Consider the following 23258-nt stretch of genomic DNA (forward strand, 5'->3'; position numbering starts at 1 on the left):
ATGGTACTCATTGATGTTGTCTATGTTGAAGCTTGGAGTGGGGTTCGTCAAGCGAGATGCTTGCTCCCTCGCCCATAGAAATGCCGAATTACCGCGGTCAAGCTACGGTAATTCGAAAGGATTGGTTGTCGTCACAGGAAGGTGAGCAGGAAGCCCCTTATCCAATATTTATTTATGCTTGGCTAAAAACAAGCAAGTTTCTAATACAGAATCAGGATTTAATGAAACACTTTCAATCCCTTCATTCATCAGCCATTGCGCAAAATCCTGATGGTCTGAAGGACCCTGGCCGCAGATTCCAATATACTTACCAGCTGCTTTACACGTTGAAATCGCCATATGTAATAAGGCTTTCACTGCATCATTACGCTCATCAAACTGGGCAGCAATCAAACCTGAATCTCTATCCAAGCCTAAAGTTAACTGCGTCAAATCATTAGAGCCGATTGAAAAGCCATCAAAATATGCTAAAAACTCTTTAGCTAACAAAGCATTGGAGGGCAGCTCACACATCATGATCACTCTTAATCCATGTTTGCCTCTCTCTAAGCCGTTTTGTTTTAATACTTCAATAACGTTAGCGGCTTCAGACACTGTACGCACAAAGGGAATCATCACTTCCACGTTAGTTAAACCCATTTCCTCACGAACACGGCGTACCGCTTTACATTCTAAAGCAAAACAATCCGCAAACTCTGGAGAAACATAACGTGATGCCCCTCTAAAACCGAGCATGGGGTTTTCTTCATGCGGCTCGTACAAAGAACCACCGGTCAGATTCGCATATTCATTGGATTTAAAATCAGACAAACGAACAATTACGGGTTTGGGATAAAAAGCCGAAGCGATTGTTGCAATACCCTCTTTTAAACGCTCAATATAGTATTCCACCGGAGACTCATAAGCTGCTGTTTTTTCACTAATAAATTGCTTCAGCTCTTCATCTTGCAGGCAGTCAAAATCCAACAAAGCACGTGGGTGAATGCCAATGGTATTGGAAATCAAGAACTCTAAACGCGCCAAACCAACCCCTGAATTGGGAATCGATTGGAAGGTAAATGCACGTTCAGGATTACCGACGTTTAACATCACCTTCATCGGTAATTCAGGCATCGTTTCCACATCAAGCTGTATTTGTTCAAACGGCAGTATGCCTGCATAAACAAAACCGGTATCCCCTTCAGCACAACTGACCGTGACTTCATCGCCATCACAAATCGTTTTCGTTGCATCACCACAACCAACGACGGCAGGTATACCTAACTCACGCGCAATAATTGCGGCATGACAGGTTCTCCCCCCGCGATTTGTCACAATCGCCGAAGCACGTTTCATTACCGGTTCCCAATCGGGATCGGTCATATCGGAAACCAGTACATCACCAGGTTGTACACGATCCATTTCGCTGACATCACGAATAATGCGTGCCTTACCTTGGCCAATACGCTGTCCGATACTACGTCCTTCCGCTAATACCTCACCCTGCTTTTGCAGTGTATAGCGTTCGAGAATTTGCTTATTATCACGGCTTTTAACCGTTTCTGGGCGTGCTTGTAGAATATAGAGCTTGCCATTGGTTCCGTCTTTTGCCCATTCAATATCCATGGGACGGCCGTAATGTTTCTCAATAGTCATCGCCTGACGTGCCAAACTTTCTATTTCCGCTGACGTCAAAGAAAATAACCGGCGCTCTGCCGCATCAACGTCCACGGTTTTAACGCGACGATTTTGGCTTGGGTCGTCACAGTAAACCATTTTCAAAGCTTTACTGCCGAGATTTCTACGAATAATTGCGGGTTTACCTGCTTGTAGCCCGGGCTTGTGAACATAAAACTCATCAGGGTTGACCGCACCCTGCACAACCATTTCCCCTAAGCCATAAGAGGAGGTGATGAATACGACTTGATCAAAACCCGATTCGGTATCCATGGTGAACATTACACCACTCACCGCTAAATCGCTGCGTACCATTTGCTGAATACCTGCAGATAAAGCAACATCATGGTGTTCAAACTGGTGGTGGGTACGATAGGCTATCGCTCTATCATTGAATAAAGAGGCAAAAACCAATTTAATGGATTCTAAAATAGCGCCAATGCCTTTAACATTTAAAAAAGTTTCTTGCTGCCCGGCAAAAGAGGCATCAGGCAAATCTTCTGCTGTCGCTGAAGAACGAACGGCCACGCTAAAATCATCATGTCCAATCGTTTGAGACATCTTTTGATAAGCAGTATGCACTTCCTTTTCAAACTCGGGGGTAAAGGGTGTGTTAATCACCATTTCTCTAATTTCTCTACCCACAGTAGTTAATTGATGTACGTCATCCGTGTTCAGTGTTGATAGTTTTTCATAAATTTTCTTATCCAGGCCATCTTGAGCTAAGAATTCTTTAAATGAATCCGCTGTAGTTGCAAAACCACCCGGAACCGCAACGTCCACTGAGGACAAATGGCTAATCATTTCACCCAGAGACGCATTTTTACCACCAACCTGCTCTAAATCGCGCATACCAAGCTGGGCTAAATCGATAATATGTGTTTTGACTGCCATAAAACTACCCCATATCCATAAAGTGAAAAACATTCTACTGAAATTACGATGCTATTGGAATGAGAACTTTCAGGCAATTAGCTAAAGGCGAATTGCCATCAGTTTCAGAGCTTTATGCCTAATGCTCTAATTTACTACATGCAGTAATCGCATCAGAAAATTCCCGATAAAAATTAGTTTCGCCAATTAAGTTAAGGATCCCACCCCGGCGTAATTTTCCTTCAACTCGGTAATTAGCGCCGCTTACAATCACTTGTACTTTGCGCTTATGTAAATCTTTAATAATTTCCTCTAAAGTCTGCAAGCCGGTGCTGTCCATAAAAGGTACCCAACGCAGCCGTATAATTAAGACTTTAGGATCGGTATGAGTCACCGCCAAAGAATGCTGGAATACTTCTGCGGCGGCAAAGAAAAATGGCCCATCGACTGCATAAACCAACACCCCCTGAGGCAAATTTTCGATATTCCGCTGTGCTAATTCAGTGGCTAAGTCATTATCCGTCATTTGCTGCACTTCCACGCTGGAAGCCATGCGTCGAATAAAGTGTAATACCGCGATAATCACCCCGATGTTTACCGCAACGACTAAATCCACGAATACGGTAAGGGTAAAAGTCACCAATAAAATAACCACATCAGCACGAGGTGCACGCTGCACTATTTTAATAAAATGCTTCACTTCACTCATATTCCATGCCACTACGAATAATACAGCAGCGAGTGCAGTAAGGGGGATGTTCACCGCCAGAGGCGCTAAAAAGAGTACAATTAAAATTAAGGTAACGACATGAATAATTCCTGCCAAGGGACTATTCGCACCATTACGGATGTTCGTTGCCGTACGGGCAATTGCTCCCGTTGCCGCAAAACCACCAAATAAGGGCGCAAAAATATTCGCGATTCCTTGCCCAATCAATTCACGGTTTGAATTATGTTTTGTGCCTGCCATACCATCAGCAACTACAGCTGATAATAAGGATTCTATCGCGCCTAACATGGCAATAGTAAATGCGGGGCCAATCAGCTCGATTACGCGATCAACCGTAATCTCGGGTATTTCAAAACGAGGTAAGCCTTGAGGAATTCCACCAAACATGGAACCAATAGTTGCTACCCCCTGAAACTGGAAGACGGACTGCAAAACAGTAACCACTAAAAGAGCGATTAAAGGACCCGGAATACGTTTTAAACCTGGAATTTTATTAGAAAAAACCACCAGGAATAACGCCAGAAATCCTAGCTCGGTGGTAATGAGATGCAATTGTGAAAAGGAATGCAGCAGGTGCCACAATTTTTCATGAAAATGCCCACTTCCTCCAGAAGGAAAACCAAAAAAATAATGCCACTGCCCTACCCAAATAACCACAGCAATACCTGCGGTAAAACCGACGATGACTGGATGGGGTATAAATTTAATGATTCCCCCTAAGCGAGCCAGGCCAAATAATAGCAAGATAAAACCCGCTAACAAAGTTGAAATCTGTAACCCAGAAATACCATATTTTGCGGTAATTCCTGAGAGTACCACAATAAAAGCTCCGGTAGGTCCGGCAATCTGTAAACGACTGCCGCCCATAATGGAAACAATCAAGCCAGCAACAATTGCAGTATACAAACCTTGCTCTGGTTTCGCGCCGGATGCAATTGCAAATGCCATAGCCAGAGGTAAGGCCACCACACCAACAATCAAGCCTGAGATTATGTTTTGCAGCCAATACTTCCGATGAAATAAGCCTTCCTGATAAGATTCAATAATGGTTTTCATAACAATGAGATAAATCCAAGTTTAAATTGGCGACATTATAATCATACAAGTAAGAAAAATGGCAAACTCTCCCCGAGATCTCGGTCTTTAAAAGACTATTTCAACAGCCATGGAAAAAGAAAATATCATCTAAGTATATATAAATAATCTTTATGTGCAATTTTCAAACACAAAAACATTTTATATAGATAATTTCAGCCTCTAGAATTCACATCTTGCCTCGCATCTAATATCATATGTGCTTTCTTATCAGGGGCAAGCTACTTATGACTCTAACTCCTTTAAACGCCATCTCCCCTATAGACGGCCGCTACCTTAACAAAACCCGGGCTTTGAGTCCCTATTTTAGCGAGTTTGCCTTAATCTATTATCGATTAATGGTTGAAATTCGCTGGTTTGAATCTTTAGCAGCCAATGATTTGATTCCTGAAGTACCCAAGTTGAATCCAGAAACTAAGGATTACCTCAATCAAATCCTTGCTAATTTCGATGAAGCCGAAGCACAAAAAGTCAAAGACTTTGAACGTCAAACAAACCATGACGTGAAGGCTGTTGAATATTACCTCAAAGAAAAATTCCTGAGTAACGAACGTTTGAAAAACGTAACGGCGTTTATTCATTTTGCCAGCACTTCAGAAGACATCAACAACCTGGCTTATGCCCTAATGGTAAAGCAAGCTATAGCGCAAGTAATCCAACCCACCTTAGCAGAGATCATGGGCGGCATTACGCTGTTGGGCAAGCAACATGGGGACATTCCTATGTTGGCAAGAACACATGGTCAACCAGCCACCCCAACAACCATGGGTAAAGAATTGGTGAATTTTGTAGCCCGTTTGAAAAGACCTCAGCAACAATTAGCTGAAGTGTTAATCCCAGGAAAATTCAATGGTGCTGTGGGTAACTATAATGCCCATATCGTTGCCTATCCCGAAGTAGATTGGCGCAAGCATTGCTCTAATTTTGTCACATCATTAGGCCTGTCGTTCAATCCCTATACTACACAGATTGAGCCACACGACGGTTTAGCTGAAGTATCACAAATTATGATACGCATTAATAACATCCTCCTGGATTACACCCAAGACATATGGAGTTATATTTCTCTAGGCTACTTTAAGCAAAAAACGGTAGCTGAAGAAGTTGGCTCCTCAACGATGCCTCATAAAGTCAATCCAATTGATTTTGAAAATGCAGAAGGTAATTTAGGTTTAGCGAATGCGCTATTCATGCACTTTGCGAACAAGCTAACCCAATCTCGCTTACAGCGTGATTTGTCAGATTCTACGGTACTGCGTAATATTGGTATGGCATTTTCTTACAGTTTAATTGCTTATCTTTCTGTTGTTAAAGGTAATGATAAACTGCAAATTAATAAACGCGCCCTGCAGGATGATTTAAAAACTAATTGGGAAGTCTTGGCAGAAGCCATCCAAACCATGATGCGTCGTTATAATGTTCCAGATGCCTATGAGCAATTAAAAGCATTAACGCGCGGTCAGGGAATTGATGGGGACAGTTTGCAACAATTTATCCAAACCTTATCAATACCAGCACAAGCTAAAGAGCAACTCACGAAGCTCACTCCTGAAAATTATATTGGTTTAGCAGCACAACTTGTTAAGGCGTTTTCATGACCGGAACTTTATCGCAACAAGGACAAACGTTTGAATTCGATGTTCTTGTTATCGGTACAGGATTAGCGGGCTTACAATACTGCCTGCAATTACTCAGTATGCAACCTCGCGTAAAGATTGCGCTGATTAGTAAAGCAGAAGCAATTGAATGCAACAGCCGCTATGCTCAGGGAGGAATTGCCGCTGCGTTTTCAGCAGAAGACTCGTTGGAGTCTCATGTTTCAGATACCTTAATTGCTGGCGATGGTTTATGTTACCCGCCAGCAGTAGAGTTTATTATTCGCCAAGGGCCAGAAACAATTAACCAACTGAATCAATATTCAGTGCATTTTAAAAAAGATGCAAATGGCGAGTTTAACCTTGCCCAAGAAGGCGGACACTCCCATCGACGTATTTTCAATTGCGGTGATCAAACGGGTTTATCAATTACCCAAACGATGAATCTATTAGCACGTCAGCATGAGCAAATTCACTTCTTTGAACATCATGTCGCAGTGAACTTAATTACTCAGTACCATCCCCATCGGACGGATACTCAGGGTGAAGTACTTGGCGCTTATATTCTTGATTGTAACAATAACCTTATTCATACCTTTTTAGCCAATAGCGTGATCTTGGCTACGGGAGGGGCTGGTAAAACCTATCGCTACACAACAAACCCCATGGTTGCAACCGGTGATGGCGTTGCCATGGCATATCGAGCTGGGGCTCGAGTGGGGAATATGGAATTTTATCAATTTCATCCTACCCTCTTACACCATCATTCACTGAATAACTTTTTAATTTCGGAAGCCGTGCGTGGCGAAGGTGCCATTCTCAAAAATGCGGAAACCGGTGGGCGCTTTATGCAAGACTATGCGCCACAGCAAATGGAGCTGGCCACACGTGATGTAGTCTCTCGTGCTATCTTTAGTGAAATTGAACGCAGCCAAATCGGTTATGTTTATTTGGATATTACACATCAACCGAAAAGCTTCCTGGAAAAACGATTTCCCCAGATTTATACCACGCTTATGTCTATTGGCATTGATATGAGTCAGGACATGATCCCTGTAGTGCCTGCCGCGCATTATCAATGTGGCGGCGTGCTTACCGACATTGATGGACGAACCGATTTAAAACGGCTATACGCTATTGGTGAAGTAGCCTTTACCGGTTTGCATGGAGCCAATCGCTTGGCCAGTAATTCCTTATTAGAAGCCTTGGTTATGGGCTCGAATGCCGCACGTTGCACGTTAAAAGATATCTCCTCTCCGTGGAAATATGCTGCCCACATCCCGAATTGGAGTTCGCCTGGCGAGGTTAATACTCGACGTGCAAGCCAAATCAATGCTCAATGGCGCGGTTTACGTGGCGAAATGACTTCCTATGCAGGCATAGTACGCACTGAAGCCGGCCTGCAAGATGTACTACAATTAATAATGGATCGTAAAAAAGTAATCGAAGAATATTACTGGAAGCATTGCATTACCCGAGATTTTATTGAACTAAGAAACATTATTCTCAATGCCGAATTAATTGTTCGTGCAGCCTTATCACGCCGAGAATCACGTGGCGGCCATTACCGAGAAGATTATCCAGACAAGAAAACTCAGGCACAAGAAAGCATTGCTAAAATGGGATTGATGGATATTGCGGAATAATAGAATAAGTCGATTAGAGGCAAAATAAAGATGTTTAAGAATTCAACTGTTTATACTCCTGAAACCACGTTAATGCGCATCAGCAATGACATGAGTATTTGCCAAAGTGATTACCCTATAGATTGGTATCAGGAAGAATTTATTCCCTATGCTGAGGAGTATCAGGCACTCCCCGACCGTAAACTAACTACGGTACTGGAGTGGATGACTCCTTACATGAAAAAAGCCCAAGATCATTTTGGCGATAAATTACTATTACTTGCGCACTATTACATGGGCGGTGATATTGTACGCTTGGTAGAACAATTTGGCGGGGTTATCGGCGATTCCTATCAACTCGCCTTAATGGCAGCTGAACGTCCAGAGAAATCAGTAATTATTGAATCAGCTGTGCATTTCATGGCGGAGTCAATCAGCATTCTCGCCAACCAACACCAACAGGTTTACATTACCAACCCAAAATCAGGCTGCACCATGGAAATGCTTGCCAAAGATTTTATGGTTGAACCCGCATTTCTTGATTTAAATGAACGCTATGGCGCTGAAAATATTTTACCGGTTTGTTACATGAATACCTCTGGACGTGTTAAGGCCATGACAGGTGCTCAAGGTGGCGCGGTATGCACTAGTTCCAACGTGAAAAAAATATTCCAATGGGCACAAAAGCAAAATAAAAAAATACTCTTTATTCCCGATCAACATATGGGTGAAAACGTTGCCTATTGGCTTGGTATCAAAAACCTGGCCTACTGGCCAGGGGGAACAGCCGGAGCTCAGTACTCATTGGCCGAACAAGACAGCAAAACCTTGAAACAATTTGATGATTCCGAATTAATTCTGTTTGCTAGCCAATGTGCGGTACATACCCACTATCAACCAGAAATGTGTGACTATTGGCACAGTAAATCCTACACCACGATTGTACATCCTGAGTGCCGCAACTCCGTAATCCGCGTAGCCCAGCACGCAGGTTCCACTGCCTTTATTTGGGATTATGTAGTGAATGATCGCGCCAAGACTAAACGCTATGCTATTGGTACCGAAAACCACATGGTGGAAAATCTAAAACAACATTGCAAAGGTTTAGGGATTGACGTAGTCAATTTAGCCGAAGCACCAAAAGTGGATGATGAAAAAGGTATGGGCTGCGGCTGTGCTACTATGTCACGTAATGACCCACCACATTTGGTTGCCTTAGTCGATTTACTCAGGCAAGGAAAGGCCATGTCTTACAATGAAGTAAATGCCGGTGATGTGGTCAACGAATTTACCGGTACCCGCAACCGCTTGCCCGTAAATGATCAGCAATGGGTTATTGATAATGCGAAAAAATCATTACAAATGATGATTGATATTACCGAAGATAGAATCTAGCGCATTGTCCTCCCGTATTACGACTTGCTCTAATACGGGCTATCCCACAACCAGATTTTCCTTTATACCCTTGAAGGGATAATTTCAATTATATACCTTGGAGGGGATAAAAATAAGTTTTATATGAACGTAATTAGCCGATGCTTAAGTGAAATCTGCCTGCAATCAGGCTACATTAATGATAAGCCCTATCTAAGCACTAATTTCTTTTTTGCTTTGGTCAAACCTTGAAATATAGGTTCAGAAATATGCTCCGGAAATTCTGCTGGTAGTAATTTTGAGACCTCATTGATAACTAAATCGGTCTTTTTCAACATTTCGTCAAGAAAAAACTCTGCCTTCTCTTGAGAATAGCTTACTGCTTTCGCTGTATCTAAAAAATGTCTGCGTTGTATTGTATTCCAATGATAATGCTTACTTTTACCTTGTAATGCCATAGCCATTTTGATTTTTTGGCTCTGTAATTTCAATGGATATGCGGATATGATGTCATATAAAGGAGTTAATCTGTATTTTCCTTCAGGCTCAATAAATAGGCTAAAATTTTTCGCATGACCATCAATACCAGCAAGCAACCAAAAGAAGATCTGAGCACGATAAAACATATCCCTATCTTCATTCGAGTTTGCAGATCCCAAGAGTAACTCCATAATATCTTTGATGCCAGGACCACCATCAGACTGATATTTTAGGTTATAAGATACCCCTAATGCCTGGCACATATCTTCTTGAGGTAAGCGCATAATCCATTGGTTATCAGAAGATAAACGACGATCAAATCTTGTGACGGATAAGACCTTGATGTCTTCAAAGTGTAGAATTTCAGTCTCAGCTACAGGTAAACCATAATGTTTAGCAATTAAAGAGCATAGCCATTCATTTTCACAACTCTCTCGTAAATCTATTTGTTGATGAGCAATAGAGCCTATGGGTAATTTGAAAATATGGGTAGTTGGCGTTTCCTGAAGTGGTTCGCACCATTGGTGTTCATGATATAAAAAAGCTGTTTTTTCCTGGGCTCCAGCTATAGAAATACGAAAATCATCCTCTTCTCTACTCATGCCTAAAGGGTTAATTTGGTAATTACGTAATATAGCGGCGATTCGCTGTTCTGTTAAGGGTTTAAATTTGATTGTTTTCTCAAATTCGGCTACCTCACCCACTACAAGCTGGATTGCACCTACGCAATCTCGACCTATGCTTGATAACAAATCGAAGGGCTGGCTCGTTGGTGTTTGAAAACGTGCTTGAAGTCTTGCGCGTATTTGAGGGTTATCAGGTAAAAGATTATCAAAAAAATTATAAACCACATCACCAGTATAAATCTTCTCCATAAGTGGTAAGGATAAAGAGAGGGGGCGAGCACTTGAGTGATTCAACCAATCCTCATGATATCTAAATACTAACGCTCCTTGGGATGTTTTCTCTAATTCACCCACGTGAAAGCCATTCATCAGTAGATGAAGAATTTGAGTCTTTTTCTTTACCATTCTTCCACCCATTGGGTAGTTGTTTTTTCTGCTTCTTTCTTCATCGATATTTTCATCTCCAAATCAAGAGCTGATAATATGCGGAATACCGTGCTTAATTTTACACTTTTGGGTGCATTCTCGATGGCTGAAATAGTTTTTTGTTTCAAACCCACCAGATCCCCAACTTCGGCTTGGCTTAATTTTAATTTTTTTCGTTGATTTTTTATCAACAGAGATAATTCTGCTGGTGAATGGATAATAGGCATATGATTCCGGATTAAATTTATACCTTACATCGGATAATTATAAATATATACCCTAGAAGGTATAATTTCAATTATATACCGTCCAGGGGATAAAAATAGTTATATATGGACGTAATTAGCCGCTGTTAAAGAAAAATATCCGTTGCGAGTAACAAGACGACATTGTAACGTAGATATTGGTACCTCTCCCCATTTATATTACACTCTCGACCTAACTTACTGGATAAATTAATTTTTTAACTATGTCTAACTTTTTTATTTATTATGGCGTCAGTACGAGCCAACAATTGTTTATCAGTTGTTATCATGACAATTTTGCTGCACTGGTTTCCTTTAAAACATTGACGAAAAAACAAAACCTTTCTGCAACCAAGAAAATAGGCAATTTATCTGCCAACGAAAATGAAATTAAAGAAACAATACTCAATGAATTAGCCATGATCCAAAGCAACATTGCCGCTCTTTACCCCCAGATCACAGAAATTCATTACAGAGGGGATGTCAATCTAGGTTTTGGAGGACAAGAAATATTCCCCGCATTTCTTATGGATGGCAGTTTACAAAAATCATTTAAAGGCCATAAGTATTTTGCTAAAGCGCCACTCTTTGTATGTCTTGAATCCTATAATGATGAGATTGCCCGTAAGGCGGCAAAAACTCACAGTCAACACTATGCCAAAGCTCATAACGAAACCTATTCTGATTGCGCAGTGACCATTAAAAGTAAACTCAGTGTTAAACCACTTTATAATTCATCGAATGGTTGGTTATCTACACAATCCCCCTCCCCCAAATCTCCCAAAGCTCGCCCAAAAATGGAAATGCTCAATTCAGTTACCCATTTGCTACGTCAGCGCTCTCCTTATTCTCCCACCACGAGTCGCCATGCTTTTTATCAACAAAAAAAAATAGAAGGAACAGAAGAAAATGAGGAAGTAATTCGAGCCTATTCGCCTGGACAAACCCGGAAATAGTATTGACCGGATGCAACGAATACCCAGGTTGCGTCAGGGAAGCAATTAAGGATTTTTCGCATCAAATGGCATGGAGAGTTCGCTGACATAAATAAAAAAATCAAGCGGTTTCGTGTCTCGCCCGCATATCAAGACCAACTAGCAATGACAAGATCTACCTTTCAAAATGAAACAGGCCACAACAAATCTTGATGGAAGTTTTGGAGGGAAAAAGCAGTGACTGCTTGATGTGTCTCTTCTCGCCAACCAACAATTGGCTCAATGATACTGTGCGTCAGTTTCCCTGTATGGTGCAAAAACTGAAAGGTATCAATAAAAGCCAAGGCAGCTTGATCGTTTACCTGCACACTAATTTCCACTAAATTTTTCCCATGTACTTTTAATGCTTCTGCAGCAGCGATCGCAAAGGAGCTTTTAAAATTAACTTCATCAAAAGATGCCTTAATGAATAAAGAGCGTACTCCCTCCCCCTCTGGCGCATCGAGTCGTTTAATAAAACGGGTGACTAACTCTTGATATTTTAAGCTTGTATTTGCGGGACCTAAAGTCAATTGCAATTCATACAAATGCTTTTCCTTGGCAACCGCCAAGAGCTCAGTAATCGCTTTATCTGTCAATTGAGAGCTAAGCGTTTTACTATCCAGAAGTTTGACCTTCAAGGTATTCTCCCCAGGGCCCAGCAAATCTTCTAATATCAACCAATCAAATTTTTTATACTTATCTAACTGTAAAAAATGCTGTAACGCAGCTTCGGCTCGTTGTTTTTCAATAAGCTGCGCATCCTGTTGTTCCGCTATATATTCATTTTGAAGTTGTTGCACTGTAAGTAAATGCTCTGGATAATCCCAATAAAGGCCCAAGCCATTGGTGATCACCAATTTATTTGAGTAGCCATAAGCAAAATTAGTTTGCTCACTAAAATAGGCATGATCTGGATTAAGTAAATGAGGCAAGGTGCGATTAAATCCATAAACACCATCAGCCTCTGCCACAACCGCTAATTGCGATAGGTTGTCCGGATAAAGTGCTTTAATTTGTTGAAAGATATCACGCGAAATCACCTGCTCATTAATAGAAACCGAAAAGGCTTTAATAAACAACGTTTGAAATTGTACGTTTTGTGCCAGCAACCATTGATAGGCATTTGAGTCATGGCCAAGCTGATGTTGTACGTAATAAATTGTTTTGAGCTCGTCCCCACAAAGTCCCCTAATTTGATAGACCCCTTTCTGCAGTTTGGAAATTTGCAGCAACTCCATACCACACAAGGTTCGTAGGCGTATTAAGAATAAAGCCCCTATTCGGTTTTGAAAACGATCCGAGTTAAAAGAAACGTCCAACCGATTAAACGTTTTTAATATATCAGTGTAATCATAACCATAGCCCCAAAAGCCCATTCCTTGGGACAAATTGGGGATTTTTCCTAACTGCGATAAGTCAGCGAAATTTAGTTCTGCAGTTGTAGAAAATAAAGGATGTTCATCAATTAAAATAAATTCATTTACTTTGGGAAAAAGTAATATTGGGTGCACGACGTCTGAGCCAGAACAAGGATATAAAAGCGGTCCCTGGACATCAATTTTTGCCGCGGTTAAAAATTGCTCCATCCCTGAATTAGCAAGTTGCTCATCTGTGGCTGCAGCTAACTGATTAATCTGTTGAATTAACAACTGCCCTTCATCAGGGGTAGACAGCATAAACCAAACTCCCAAATAACCTTTTAGAGCAATTTACAGTTGCACTAAAAAAATTTTAGTTGGGAGCATTATATGGCAAATATGAGCAAAAATAAACCTTATTGTTTATTTTTATGCGCTCTTCTAAAATTCCGCGACAAAAAAATTACATTCATCCACAGCTTGGGTGCAGACATAGCCACCTAACGTTCTAATCCAACTATAATCTACCGGTGCGGGAATCTTGGTAAGCGCCTGTAACCAAATTGAATAATCGCCAAGAGAGTTTCTATAAGTGCAAACAACCCCCTGTCCATATTGAGCCACTAAAATATTCGCACGTACAAAACGAGTCCCTGCCTCTCCTTGAGGTGGATGCTGTGAATAAGGATTTACAACCCAAGGAGCAGGCGGCTCCCCCCACTGCAAGGAACTGGTTTCCGGATCTGGGCAAGTCATCGCGCTCCCAATAGAGCTCCACATGATAAGTGCGAGTCCCGCAAATAAATAATTGCTTTTCATCCTATCCCTTAATTTAGCTAATATTTTTAGAATTATATACCAAAACCCATTGTGAGAATCTATTTCTTTGTTATAATGGCCGCTGCAGTGCCTGGGTGGCGGAATTGGTAGACGCGCCGGATTCAAAATCCGGTGGTGGTGACACCGTGTGGGTTCGAGTCCCACCCTAGGTACCATTTTTTATCTTACACTCCCTCATTTTAAATTTAATTCAGCACATCCATTTTCCGACGAAGTAGTAGTACTGCGCATGCCCTCCCGTTGAGTTTTTATAACAAAGGCGGCGCGTTACGGTGTTAAACCGGCAATAATTCTATTGTAAAGAATATAAATACGGCTATCATGGATAGGGATGAAACTAATAACGAAGAAAGAAGGAGCTTTCGGTGAACCATTTATTAAAATCAATTTTACTAACCTGTGGTGTTATCTATTCTATTAATAGTTTTGCAAATACTGAGGTAGAAATCCCGCTTCTAGGGAAAACGATGACTCAGGCGAAGCAACAAGAAATGTCCCCTAAACAAGCATTACTCCGTTTAAAAGAGGGTAATCAACGTTTTTTAAATAATAAACTCGTCACCAGAGACTATTTAAAACAAGCCTATCAATCGTCTTATGGTCAATATCCCTTTGCTGTAGTGTTGAATTGTATGGATTCTCGTAGTGTTCCTGAATTTCTATTTGATCAAGGCTTGGCTGATTTATTTACCCTACGTGTAGCCGGAAATATAGTCAATGACGATATTTTAGGAAGTATGGAATTTGCAACTAAAGCAGCGGGAGCACGTTTAATTGTCGTATTAGCTCATACTTCTTGCGGTGCAGTGGCTGGCGCATGTAATGGAGTAAAACTCGGACATTTAACGGATGTTCTCGATAAAATTCATCCTGCTGTGGAAATGAGCATGAAAGCCGAGGACAACAAGAATTGCGCGGATCCAAAATTAGTTGATGCAATTGCAAGAACTAATGCATTAAATATGGTAAACGAGATCCAGGAAAAAAGCCCTATCCTCAAGTCTTTAGTAGAAAGTAACAAAGTGGGTATTGTGGCAGGAATCCATGATATTAAAACAGGTCAAGTTACCTTCTTTGAAGAAGGACGCTCTGTTCCAAAATCTTAATCACCGCCCTTCTGCAATACATTGATAAGCTATTCTCTGTAGTGCGCTTTATACCCAAAGGGCATAGGGACTAAGGCACGAATTAACATGGAATATCTCTGAGAGTCCCTCTCATACTTATCAACACTCTCGAATTACCGCGGCGTGACCGCGGTATCCAAGAAACTGAGCCCCTAATTGCATGGAGTTTATTTTAGCCCCATGAAACATCAATTTTATGGCCGTCTATTTTAGAGGACTTCGGTCTTTAACAAGCCGCGGCAAGCTTAGATGCTCAGGCTGTTTTACTCATCAAAAAACGTAACTTCACCTGAGGCGATATCATATAAGCCACCGACGATTTTAATGCTTTTTTTGCTGATCAGTTCTCTGAGGATACTGCTTTTCTCCAAGATTATTTTTATGCTGTTATCCACATTAATTTTGGTCACTTTGGTGACATACGCGGAATTAGCTCCATTGCGATTTTCTTTAAAAGAGCTTTCTTGCTCAATGGCCGGTGTGATTTTATCTAAAAGCTGGGTTAAATAACCTAGCTGAGCTTCATCACAAGCTCCTTTTATGGCGCCACAATTGGTATGACCAAGGACTACAATCAATTTAGAACCAGCAATTTTGCATGCAAATTCCAGGCTTCCAATAATATCGTCATTCACAATATTGCCCGCAATACGAATACTAAAAATATCACCAAGACCTTGGTCGAAGATAAATTCGGCGGGAGTTCGAGAGTCAATACAACTTAAAATTGAGGCGAAAGGAAATTGCTCTTCAGCGGTTTCATTCACTTGTTGTAGGAGGTTACGATTATAACGCAAGTTATTTATAAAACGCTCATTTCCCTTTTTAAGTAAATCAATAGCTTGGTCTGGAGTTATTTTACTCAGATCATCTTTGCTAATTGTTTTCATAAAAACACTCCATGTTCGTTATTAATTTCCTCAATGTCCAATGCAAAATGCTACAAATATCATTAAGGGCTAAGTAAATCCCAACACCACTCAAGGTGACCAAAATAACGGCACGCATAACCAAAGTCTAATATAAAAACCCAAGAACTCAAGCATAGACAACACGTTTACCGATTTAGGTCAGCAGACTTTGAATACATGAGTACTTAAATTAGACATAGCCGAGTTATGTGTTAGTATTTAATTTATGGGTTTTTAACCGAACAGCTCAGCATAAATGGAGTTAGTCTCAAAAGGATTTCAGAGATGAAAAAAGCTTTTCTTATCGTAATGATTTCATGGTTTATGTTTCCAGCATGGGCAGCAAGCCCTGATGTAGTTACCTTTGGTGTTTATCCAGTAAGTATTTATGATGTTGATCCAGCCAATGGTACCTTCAGCATTAGTTATTATGCCTGGTGGCGAACTACAGATAAAAATTATAATCCGACCAAAACTATTGAAATTATAAATGCTCGCGATTACACCTATAAAGCGGGAGCAACAGGTAAAGTAGGTAATGAGTATTATAAATCTGCACACTACTACGCTAAAATGCATCAGCCCTGGGAGAGTAAATATTTTCCCTTTGGCCGGCAGTTTTTAACCATCAAAATGGAAGATTTTTCAGATATAAACAAGGTTGTTTTTGAACCGGATACCAAAGAGTCAAAGCTTCATTCAGAATTTACCATGCCAGGCTGGAATATTATCGGTATGAGCCTAATAAAATCGATTAATCATTATGCCACGAACTTCGGTAATGACACCATGGAGACCAGCTCTTATGCAAGACTTAGCTTTGTTATTGAGGTGAAGCGTCATGGATGGAAATTGTATATCAGTTATTTTATTGGTTTCTTTATGGCCGGAATTTTGGCACATTTGTTATATACGATGAGCGCATTACCCTTTGCTGCTCGCGCAACCGTATTCATCGGCTCAGTCGTTGCCTTCATTGGAAACAAATACATCATTGATCCAAGATTACCGCCAACCACCAGCTACGGCCTTGCAGATGCCATTCAAATGATAACTTTTTTAGTAATAATCATTTCTATTTTTGTATCAATTAGTCTGGAACTTAAATATCAAGATGAAAAAAAGAGGTCTTCAGTTTCTTTAAGAATAGGGGCTGTTAGCGCAATAATTTATGTGGTGTACATTATTATTTATACGTGGATAGCAGTAGTGTCATAAATAATAGTAAATTTCGTCATTGCTATAAATTAAGCAATGACGAAATACCATATTCAAGCCATCTTCTCTCATAAAAAGTTCATATTAAGTACACTATGGTTTACAATCGCCTTCTATTGCGCTATTAAAGATTTAAATACAAACCTAATGCTTATCTCATTGAAAGAACCACCATCTCCTCGATACATCCATATCAACCCAACAACTAACCAGATTCACCTCTTGGTCCCCATTGTAGGTGGGCAAGAAATTAGTACCGACAATACCTGTCAGGCAACTGCCGCATTGCGAAAATTTTTTGATGGTGGTGCATTGAATGAGCTCATCATGTATCAGAATGCATTAACGTTCGATATTGGATTACTCACCCACGACAATCCCTTGCGAATTGCTAAAGAAGAACGACTGACACAAATAAATGTTTATATTGAGGCCGTTCGCGCCATGCGCTACAGTTATGGCCATGCTCTGAATACCTTCTTGGCCAAACCTTCTAATTTATACAGCATCCAGTTACGCCCTCGTGAACAAGACAGCGAATCCCGCGTCATAAACCCGGTATTTAGTGTCGTACGTCAAAATGATAATTCAGGCAGGCCTTTATCTGCTTTATATAACGCAATGTATCAAGTCTTTCCGGCTACCACGATTACTCCATGTACCCCTCAATCGAGCCTTAGCACTGCCGTATTGAATAACTTATCCCCATCGCCTACCTTTGAGGAAATAGTGAAGGTCTTAACCGCACAATGTAAAAAAACCTTTAGCATGGAGATTGATTTTACCAGCTATTTTAACCTGATAAATAATCAAGTAATCAAACAAACTGTAAATCAAGCCTATATCGATGCCCTAATGGGATACGATGAAGATCCCGCAACACCAGAAGAGTATATCCAGACTCTTTTAGGGACCTGCGCTCCTAACCTCTGGGGAACCATTCCAACCCTGATGTCTCCTTTTTACAGCCTCCCTCCAACAACATCCGTTGAGGAAAAAACAGAGCAACTTTCAATTATCACCCAATTTTATTTGGCAAATCTAAATATTTACTGCAAAGCCAAAGGTATAAGTACTCAAAATTTTGGTGCTATTTTAGATGCCTCCCCTGCTTTAAGTCATGATTTAACCCAAACGATCGCTACTGCCTTAAGCCTTGGGAATCAAATAGAGCAAACCATTTGTGCTTTTTATACGCATCATGCTCCGCAGTTTGAGCTATCACGTCCTTTCACTCCAACTGATATCACGCTCGTTCAACAACAATTTGAACGAACTTACCGTACCATAACCGCAACTAAAGACAATCCGCATATGGATGATTTTATGATTTTAGACAGAGAGGCAACAGGAGCACATTTCGTCACGCATCAAGGGTCGATTTGTGTGAATTTTGCGGAAGTTGTCACACTCGAGGCAGCAAATCAAAACTACTTTGCTCGAATTCGCACTGATTTTTTAGAACATCCAGTTGAGATCTCCAATAAAAACGAGGGAATTGTCGCAACCGTGAATATCGAGCTTGAAACGCTACTTACACAGGTCAATGATGAGCAATTTCAACTCTTGCCTCAAGAGGTCAAAGATGCTTGTCATGCTCTTCCTGATTTTCAAATGCGTCAATTCTTACACGATGTTGCCAAAGGGAGGCAAACTGAGGCCGAGAACTCATTAACTCCGATGCAGAACAATACCCAAATGCTTTTACAAACCCCCGGTTTGTTCACTGATTATTCAGGACGAACCTTCTATTGCACCGCCTATGAATATGCTTATTGGGCTAAAGACACCCAAATGCGCCGCATGTTAGAAGCACATATGGACGATGAGACAAAAACACTACTTTTGGCACGTATTGAACGTATAGAACAGCATGGATTGGCATATCAACAACGCGGACAAAATTTTCAAAGCAAACATTTTGATATGACCCCACTCATTAAAAGCATTGAAGAATATATTCGGGGATGGAACAATTGGCTTCGTGAAGGTAATACGAACGCCAGCCATGTGGCAAGGATGAAGATTGGTAAAGCCCAGCGAGAGGTTCCCGCACATGTGGCACATGAATATTGTAGACCTGATAAATCATTTGAAACAAGACGTGATTTTCGTGAAACAACTCTACCACGAGGACTTAATTATGACAATTTAGGGCAATGCTGGTTTCCTTTAAAATCATCATCTGCGGGTCTAGGCTTTGATTTTGCGTTCATACGCGGAGGGATGCCTGGAGTGCGGTCCATGTGGGCTGGTATCCCACCCTGTCTAATTGATCTAGGGGCAATGTATGAGCTTGATGAAGTGAGAACGGCGGAGCTGGCACAATCTCGTGAAAATCTAAGTGAACGGACAAATCGGGTAGCTATATGCCTAATAGGTTGAAAATTTTCGGACACACAGTTCGTAAAAGCAGACCTTATTCTTCTAGGCCTGCTGTATTCGACTATCCAGTTACCTCTGATTATTAAATTTCCGACTTTTTGATCTTCCCACTCAACCTAATCACGAATAGCATCAATTGAATTAGCTTTAACCACAGCATCCAAGCAACCCCAATTTGAGCAAAATAACACTAATTTCTGGTTATTCCCTGATAATGACTCATCCATCGTTTTGTAGGATGCCTGTAATAGGGCTTGATACGCTGTAGAAACAGTCTTGAATTTTCATTTCTAACCGTAGTTACACAGTAAAGGTGCTTGCAAATTAATTGATAAAAGAAAATAATATGCGCATAATAATTTTTCAAAGTGTAAATATTATGAAAGCAACGAGGATCATACCTCCGCTAGTACACGTGGTTATTTTAACTTTATTGATAGTGAAGACGGCCATTTCAGGAGATGTCCAAGTTGTTGGCTCCATCAATCATTCAATACAAGCACCCACTAACTCCTCGTTCAAAACTAAGAAGCCCAAGGTCATTCAATTACTTAAAATCGAGCTCTCCGATGAGGCACAAAAACTGTTGGAAAAACGCGTTAAAGAACTCACCGACGAGCCTCAGGCTCCTTCGTTGTTAGATACGGAAACGCCTACGATGGTGCAATTGGCTATGAATAATGTTCCGGTACTAGACCAAGGCCGCCATGGAACATGCATCACCTTTGCTATGACTGGTGCACTTGATGCGGTCATGGGCCAGGGAGATTACATTAGCCAACTCTGTCTTTTACAACTAGGCAATTACCTGGAACAGCATGGGTGGTTTGTATTGAGTGGCTGGAATGGCAATTTTCCGATAGACGTGATCAATCAAATTGTCCAATATGGCATTATTAATAAAGAAAACCAAAGAAAGCACGGCTGTGGTGGCTTAACTGAATACCCCACTTATTCGGAGGAAACACCCGAATCGTTTATCGATCCGCAGCAATACAGCAACATGAATGAGTTAATCTTCGGTAAAGTAGTCAATTGGTCAAATATCTATTGGAGGCTCAACTCGACCTGGACTTTAAATGAAGTGAAAGAAGCGCTTCGTGCCGGCGACCGCTCCGTTTTTTCGGTCATGCTACCTCGTCTTGACCTCGGTACGGTAGGTGCTGTGGGCAGTTATAAAAGCACGAATGATACGTGGTTACTCCGATCGGATATTTCCACTAACTTCAGTATAAAAGCGGCACACGGCCTTATTGTTACCGGTTATGATGACAATGCCATTGTCATTGATAGTTACGGTAAGAAACACACTGGATTATTAACATTACGCAACTCTTGGGGAAGTGATTATGGCGATCGGGGTGACTTTTATATGTCCTACGATTATTTTAAATTACTAACCTACGACGTAAGACGTTTTTCCCCCAATTAAGAGCACGAAGCGTAACCCGTATTAGCGCTGCGTAATACGGGTTATCATGCTATCAAGAAAAACTGGTTTTATTACTTTTGCCTGCTAGAGAATTAATAAACTCAGCATGATATCTCGAATGCAAATCAGCCATGTCCGCATCTTTTATTTCCGTTTTTTTAAACTCTTCCGTATACCAATCGCGAACATCCTGCCTTAAATTTTTGCTAAATTCGGTTAATAATTTTTTCTTATATTCTGGATTATTTTTTTCTTCAGAAAAAAAACGAGGATCACTAATTGAGGTAATAAATACATGCTCAGGAGCGTTGGCGTGTAATAAATCATTAAGTCCAGAAAAAAAGAGTTTTATCTCTGGATAAGAGGGATAAAATATTTGTCCTATATAATCAGTATAGGTTTTATTGTATTCCAGAGCGACTTTCAATTGGAAAAAAAAGGCTTTAACTGAAGCCTCTCCCCCCTCATGAGAGCGATTAACTAAATTTGTTAATCGAGTAAAAATAAAATCTTTTGACGTTTCGTATAAACCTAACTGTATCTCGGTAAACATATCGATCCTCAATTGGGGGTAACTTATTATTTTACTGGACGAATATTAGTAGAACTATACAATTCCTCGTTAGGAGAATCTTCAGCTAACTCTTTACGTGCCTGAAGTTCAGATTTCATCTTAACCGTTTCGGCTATCTTAGAACTTGTTACCAATCCAGGCTCGACTTTTATTGCTCCACCACTTAACTCATTTTTTAACATCACGTCTTGCTCGAGTTGTTGTTTACCAGAAATTTCACCGCGCATTCGTTGTAAAGCAGACATTTCGCATTTCATTTGTGCCGCTTGAATGTCTCGATTAATCCCTTGTATTTGCTGATAAAAGGTAGGAAATTCGCGAGTCATTAGCTCTTGTGCTTTTGGGCTCTTACAATTATTCAATAGCGTAGCAAAACCCTGTGGTATTTGATTATTGGCCAAAGCCGCAGCTCCTGCTTCTGCAGTAGTCATCCCTCCTTTAGTTAAGGTCTTTATTTGACCTTCGAGTTTATCAAAGAACCCCAAAAGGAGCGCACTGGTTTCCGCTGCTACTACATCTTGTTTACTTTTGCCGGTGGCAGTTTTTTGTATCTCTCTGAGCACCTCTTTAATATGTCCTAATTGTAACTTAGGGTCTTGAGGATTATCGAGTTTCACTTTAATTTCATCTTCATAATGTCTAACCCTAGCTTTACAGTGATCAAGATATGCCTTGTGAAACCCTTTATCAAAATCAGCTTTAAACTCTTTTTCTAAAACTTTTGATGAAGTTCCTTGAAAATTCTCCTTAAATCCTTGCGCGAGCACTTCATTTTTCACCCAATCTTTAAACTTGGCATTAAACTCTGCTTGGATTGCCCTTCCCTCTTCCTCGGTTAAGGTTTTAAATGTTTTTCCTTGGACTCTCAGCTCATATTCTTTCGCACGTGTAAAACTATCAAAATATTGCGCCTCAAACTGTCGTTCTAATCGCAAACCACCTGCAGCTATAGTTTCCTGCACTTTGTTCTCGAGTGCCACATCAAACTCCCTTTGATGTACTTTTGCGACATGCTCTTGCAATTGCGTTCCATAGTTAGCACTATACTTCCCCCAGTTCTCCTTCACATAAACATCATAATAGCCATTTTTTCCTTGTTTATAATCAGTCTCCGTTTGCTTCTGCACTTCTTTAAAGGTCTCTCTTAATGGCGCTCGTACCATTTCACTTTGAGCATAACTCAGCGCATTCAATACATTATTCATTTGCCCGATCAAAAATTGCTTTTTTTCTGGATCTTTAGTGGTCCTTGCTAGAATTTGCATCGATTCATTGATTGCCTTGACCTTTTGAGCAAGAATTTCTTGTGCATTTTCTACCCCGCTTGTTTTAAGTGCATTATGCAAGCGGATTAAATCCTCAACACTGGTTTTAATATTCAATACATTTTCATTGTATATCGCGATGTTCTTCGAGTGAGCCAACCCAAACTGCTTTTTACGGCTGATTTCAAAGACTTTGCCAATTGAGTCCGACAACGTAGTTAAAGCTTGCATATCACCATTTCTTAATAATTCAGGGACTCTTATTGGTTTGGGCATGGCGTACCTCTAATAATCGATATTCCATTGGGATTGGAATACATTACCTTGTAAGAATTATTATAGCTCATGATTTGTGCGTTTTTTGACCACATCCTGATTGAAATTTACCCTTTGGGCAGGGCTGAGTAATTCGATTACTTCGGGTCATTCGTAAAGATAGGGAATGT

The 23258-nt window shown here is 40.6% G+C and carries 17 protein-coding genes and 1 tRNA gene; 9 read left to right on the top strand and 9 right to left on the bottom strand.

The annotated features are described in order from the left end of the window. Positions 1-168 precede the first annotated feature (168 nt). Complete coding sequence (gene ppsA / locus ACD661_RS06385) at positions 169-2550, bottom strand: phosphoenolpyruvate synthase (protein ID WP_400186995.1); 2382 nt, start codon at positions 2548-2550, stop codon at positions 169-171. Positions 2551-2668: 118 nt separating this feature from the next. Next, complete coding sequence (locus tag ACD661_RS06390; protein ID WP_400186996.1) at positions 2669-4315, bottom strand: SulP family inorganic anion transporter; 1647 nt, start codon at positions 4313-4315, stop codon at positions 2669-2671. A gap of 266 nt (positions 4316-4581) precedes the next feature. Between ACD661_RS06390 and purB the strand changes: the two genes are divergently transcribed. Genes purB through nadA form a run of 3 tightly spaced genes read left to right on the top strand, consistent with a single transcriptional unit; the run spans position 4582 to position 8969 of the window. Continuing rightward, complete coding sequence (gene purB, locus ACD661_RS06395) at positions 4582-5952, top strand: adenylosuccinate lyase (protein ID WP_400186997.1); 1371 nt, start codon at positions 4582-4584, stop codon at positions 5950-5952. Next, on the top strand, positions 5949-7595 hold the full coding sequence (gene nadB / locus ACD661_RS06400) for an L-aspartate oxidase (RefSeq protein ID WP_400186998.1): 1647 nt from the start codon (positions 5949-5951) through the stop codon (positions 7593-7595). Before purB ends, nadB begins: the two co-directional genes overlap by 4 nt. A 30-nt stretch (positions 7596-7625) precedes the next feature. After that, positions 7626-8969 carry a quinolinate synthase NadA gene (gene nadA, locus ACD661_RS06405; RefSeq protein ID WP_400186999.1) on the top strand — a complete coding sequence of 448 codons (1344 nt, stop codon included), beginning with the start codon at positions 7626-7628 and terminating at the stop codon, positions 8967-8969. Between the two features lie 188 nt (positions 8970-9157). Here nadA and ACD661_RS06410 read toward each other — a convergent pair whose 3' ends face one another. Both ACD661_RS06410 and ACD661_RS06415 read right to left on the bottom strand, forming a co-directional pair. After that, positions 9158-10459 carry a type II toxin-antitoxin system HipA family toxin gene (locus tag ACD661_RS06410; protein ID WP_400187000.1) on the bottom strand — a complete coding sequence of 434 codons (1302 nt, stop codon included), beginning with the start codon at positions 10457-10459 and terminating at the stop codon, positions 9158-9160. Then, positions 10453-10707: a helix-turn-helix domain-containing protein gene (locus ACD661_RS06415; RefSeq protein WP_400187001.1), complete on the bottom strand. Its 255-nt coding sequence runs from the start codon at positions 10705-10707 to the stop codon at positions 10453-10455. The genes ACD661_RS06410 and ACD661_RS06415 overlap by 7 nt, the downstream gene beginning before the upstream one ends. A gap of 242 nt (positions 10708-10949) precedes the next feature. Here ACD661_RS06415 and ACD661_RS06420 point away from each other — a divergent pair, with 242 nt between their 5' ends. Next, complete coding sequence (locus ACD661_RS06420) at positions 10950-11681, top strand: hypothetical protein (RefSeq protein WP_400187002.1); 732 nt, start codon at positions 10950-10952, stop codon at positions 11679-11681. Positions 11682-11842: 161 nt separating this feature from the next. On the opposite strand, the gene ACD661_RS06425 is transcribed toward ACD661_RS06420, so the two are convergent. Next, the gene (locus ACD661_RS06425) at positions 11843-13378 is read right to left on the bottom strand and encodes a hypothetical protein (protein WP_400187003.1); all 1536 of its coding nucleotides are present in this window, start codon (positions 13376-13378) and stop codon (positions 11843-11845) included. A 123-nt stretch (positions 13379-13501) separates the two neighbouring features. After that, the gene (locus tag ACD661_RS06430) at positions 13502-13879 is read right to left on the bottom strand and encodes a DUF3757 domain-containing protein (RefSeq protein WP_400187004.1); all 378 of its coding nucleotides are present in this window, start codon (positions 13877-13879) and stop codon (positions 13502-13504) included. Between the two features lie 89 nt (positions 13880-13968). On the opposite strand from ACD661_RS06430, the gene ACD661_RS06435 reads away from it, so the two are divergent. Together ACD661_RS06435 and ACD661_RS06440 are read left to right on the top strand one after the other, a co-directional pair. Then, positions 13969-14055 (top strand) — tRNA-Leu (locus ACD661_RS06435). 231 nt (positions 14056-14286) lie between these two features. Continuing rightward, positions 14287-15006 carry a carbonic anhydrase family protein gene (locus ACD661_RS06440; RefSeq protein WP_400187236.1) on the top strand — a complete coding sequence of 240 codons (720 nt, stop codon included), beginning with the start codon at positions 14287-14289 and terminating at the stop codon, positions 15004-15006. A 284-nt stretch (positions 15007-15290) separates the two neighbouring features. On the opposite strand, the gene ACD661_RS06445 is transcribed toward ACD661_RS06440, so the two are convergent. Next, positions 15291-15917 carry a carbonic anhydrase family protein gene (locus ACD661_RS06445; RefSeq protein WP_400187005.1) on the bottom strand — a complete coding sequence of 209 codons (627 nt, stop codon included), beginning with the start codon at positions 15915-15917 and terminating at the stop codon, positions 15291-15293. Between the two features lie 306 nt (positions 15918-16223). Here ACD661_RS06445 and ACD661_RS06450 point away from each other — a divergent pair, with 306 nt between their 5' ends. The 3 genes from ACD661_RS06450 to ACD661_RS06460 all read left to right on the top strand — a co-directional run bounded on the left by ACD661_RS06450 (position 16224) and on the right by ACD661_RS06460 (position 20973). Then, entirely contained in the window at positions 16224-17156 is a 933-nt protein-coding gene (locus tag ACD661_RS06450) for a ligand-gated ion channel (RefSeq protein ID WP_400187006.1), read from the top strand. Positions 17157-17192: 36 nt separating this feature from the next. Next, positions 17193-19541, top strand: coding sequence for a hypothetical protein (locus ACD661_RS06455; protein WP_400187007.1), 2349 nt, complete (start codon positions 17193-17195; stop codon positions 19539-19541). Between the two features lie 379 nt (positions 19542-19920). After that, positions 19921-20973: a C1 family peptidase gene (locus tag ACD661_RS06460; protein WP_400187008.1), complete on the top strand. Its 1053-nt coding sequence runs from the start codon at positions 19921-19923 to the stop codon at positions 20971-20973. A gap of 52 nt (positions 20974-21025) precedes the next feature. Here the strand turns inward: ACD661_RS06460 and ACD661_RS06465 are convergent, their stop codons facing one another. Together ACD661_RS06465 and ACD661_RS06470 are read right to left on the bottom strand one after the other, a co-directional pair. Continuing rightward, a complete protein-coding gene (locus ACD661_RS06465; RefSeq protein WP_400187009.1) occupies positions 21026-21526 on the bottom strand; it encodes a hypothetical protein in 501 nt (166 codons plus the stop codon). Between the two features lie 26 nt (positions 21527-21552). Next, complete coding sequence (locus ACD661_RS06470; protein ID WP_400187010.1) at positions 21553-23088, bottom strand: hypothetical protein; 1536 nt, start codon at positions 23086-23088, stop codon at positions 21553-21555. Between the last annotated feature and the right edge of the window lie 170 nt (positions 23089-23258).

The organism is Legionella lytica, from assembly GCF_044626755.1.
Lineage (GTDB): Bacteria > Pseudomonadota > Gammaproteobacteria > Legionellales > Legionellaceae > Legionella > Legionella lytica_A.

What these genes read in the sequence shown, in the direction of transcription:
- purB (WP_400186997.1), top strand. Translation starts at nt 4,582, where the DNA reads ATGACTCTAACTCCTTTAAACGCCATCTCCCCTATAGACGGCCGCTAC.
- ACD661_RS06410 (WP_400187000.1), bottom strand. Translation starts at nt 10,459, where the DNA reads ATGGTAAAGAAAAAGACTCAAATTCTTCATCTACTGATGAATGGCTTT.
- nadA (WP_400186999.1), top strand. Translation starts at nt 7,626, where the DNA reads ATGTTTAAGAATTCAACTGTTTATACTCCTGAAACCACGTTAATGCGC.
- ACD661_RS06450 (WP_400187006.1), top strand. Translation starts at nt 16,224, where the DNA reads ATGAAAAAAGCTTTTCTTATCGTAATGATTTCATGGTTTATGTTTCCA.
- ACD661_RS06460 (WP_400187008.1), top strand. Translation starts at nt 19,921, where the DNA reads ATGAAAGCAACGAGGATCATACCTCCGCTAGTACACGTGGTTATTTTA.
- ACD661_RS06425 (WP_400187003.1), bottom strand. Translation starts at nt 13,378, where the DNA reads ATGCTGTCTACCCCTGATGAAGGGCAGTTGTTAATTCAACAGATTAAT.
- ACD661_RS06470 (WP_400187010.1), bottom strand. Translation starts at nt 23,088, where the DNA reads ATGCCCAAACCAATAAGAGTCCCTGAATTATTAAGAAATGGTGATATG.
- ACD661_RS06455 (WP_400187007.1), top strand. Translation starts at nt 17,193, where the DNA reads ATGACGAAATACCATATTCAAGCCATCTTCTCTCATAAAAAGTTCATA.
- ACD661_RS06430 (WP_400187004.1), bottom strand. Translation starts at nt 13,879, where the DNA reads ATGAAAAGCAATTATTTATTTGCGGGACTCGCACTTATCATGTGGAGC.
- ACD661_RS06445 (WP_400187005.1), bottom strand. Translation starts at nt 15,917, where the DNA reads ATGAAAACAATTAGCAAAGATGATCTGAGTAAAATAACTCCAGACCAA.
- ACD661_RS06420 (WP_400187002.1), top strand. Translation starts at nt 10,950, where the DNA reads ATGTCTAACTTTTTTATTTATTATGGCGTCAGTACGAGCCAACAATTG.
- ACD661_RS06465 (WP_400187009.1), bottom strand. Translation starts at nt 21,526, where the DNA reads ATGTTTACCGAGATACAGTTAGGTTTATACGAAACGTCAAAAGATTTT.
- ACD661_RS06415 (WP_400187001.1), bottom strand. Translation starts at nt 10,707, where the DNA reads ATGCCTATTATCCATTCACCAGCAGAATTATCTCTGTTGATAAAAAAT.
- ACD661_RS06390 (WP_400186996.1), bottom strand. Translation starts at nt 4,315, where the DNA reads ATGAAAACCATTATTGAATCTTATCAGGAAGGCTTATTTCATCGGAAG.
- nadB (WP_400186998.1), top strand. Translation starts at nt 5,949, where the DNA reads ATGACCGGAACTTTATCGCAACAAGGACAAACGTTTGAATTCGATGTT.
- ppsA (WP_400186995.1), bottom strand. Translation starts at nt 2,550, where the DNA reads ATGGCAGTCAAAACACATATTATCGATTTAGCCCAGCTTGGTATGCGC.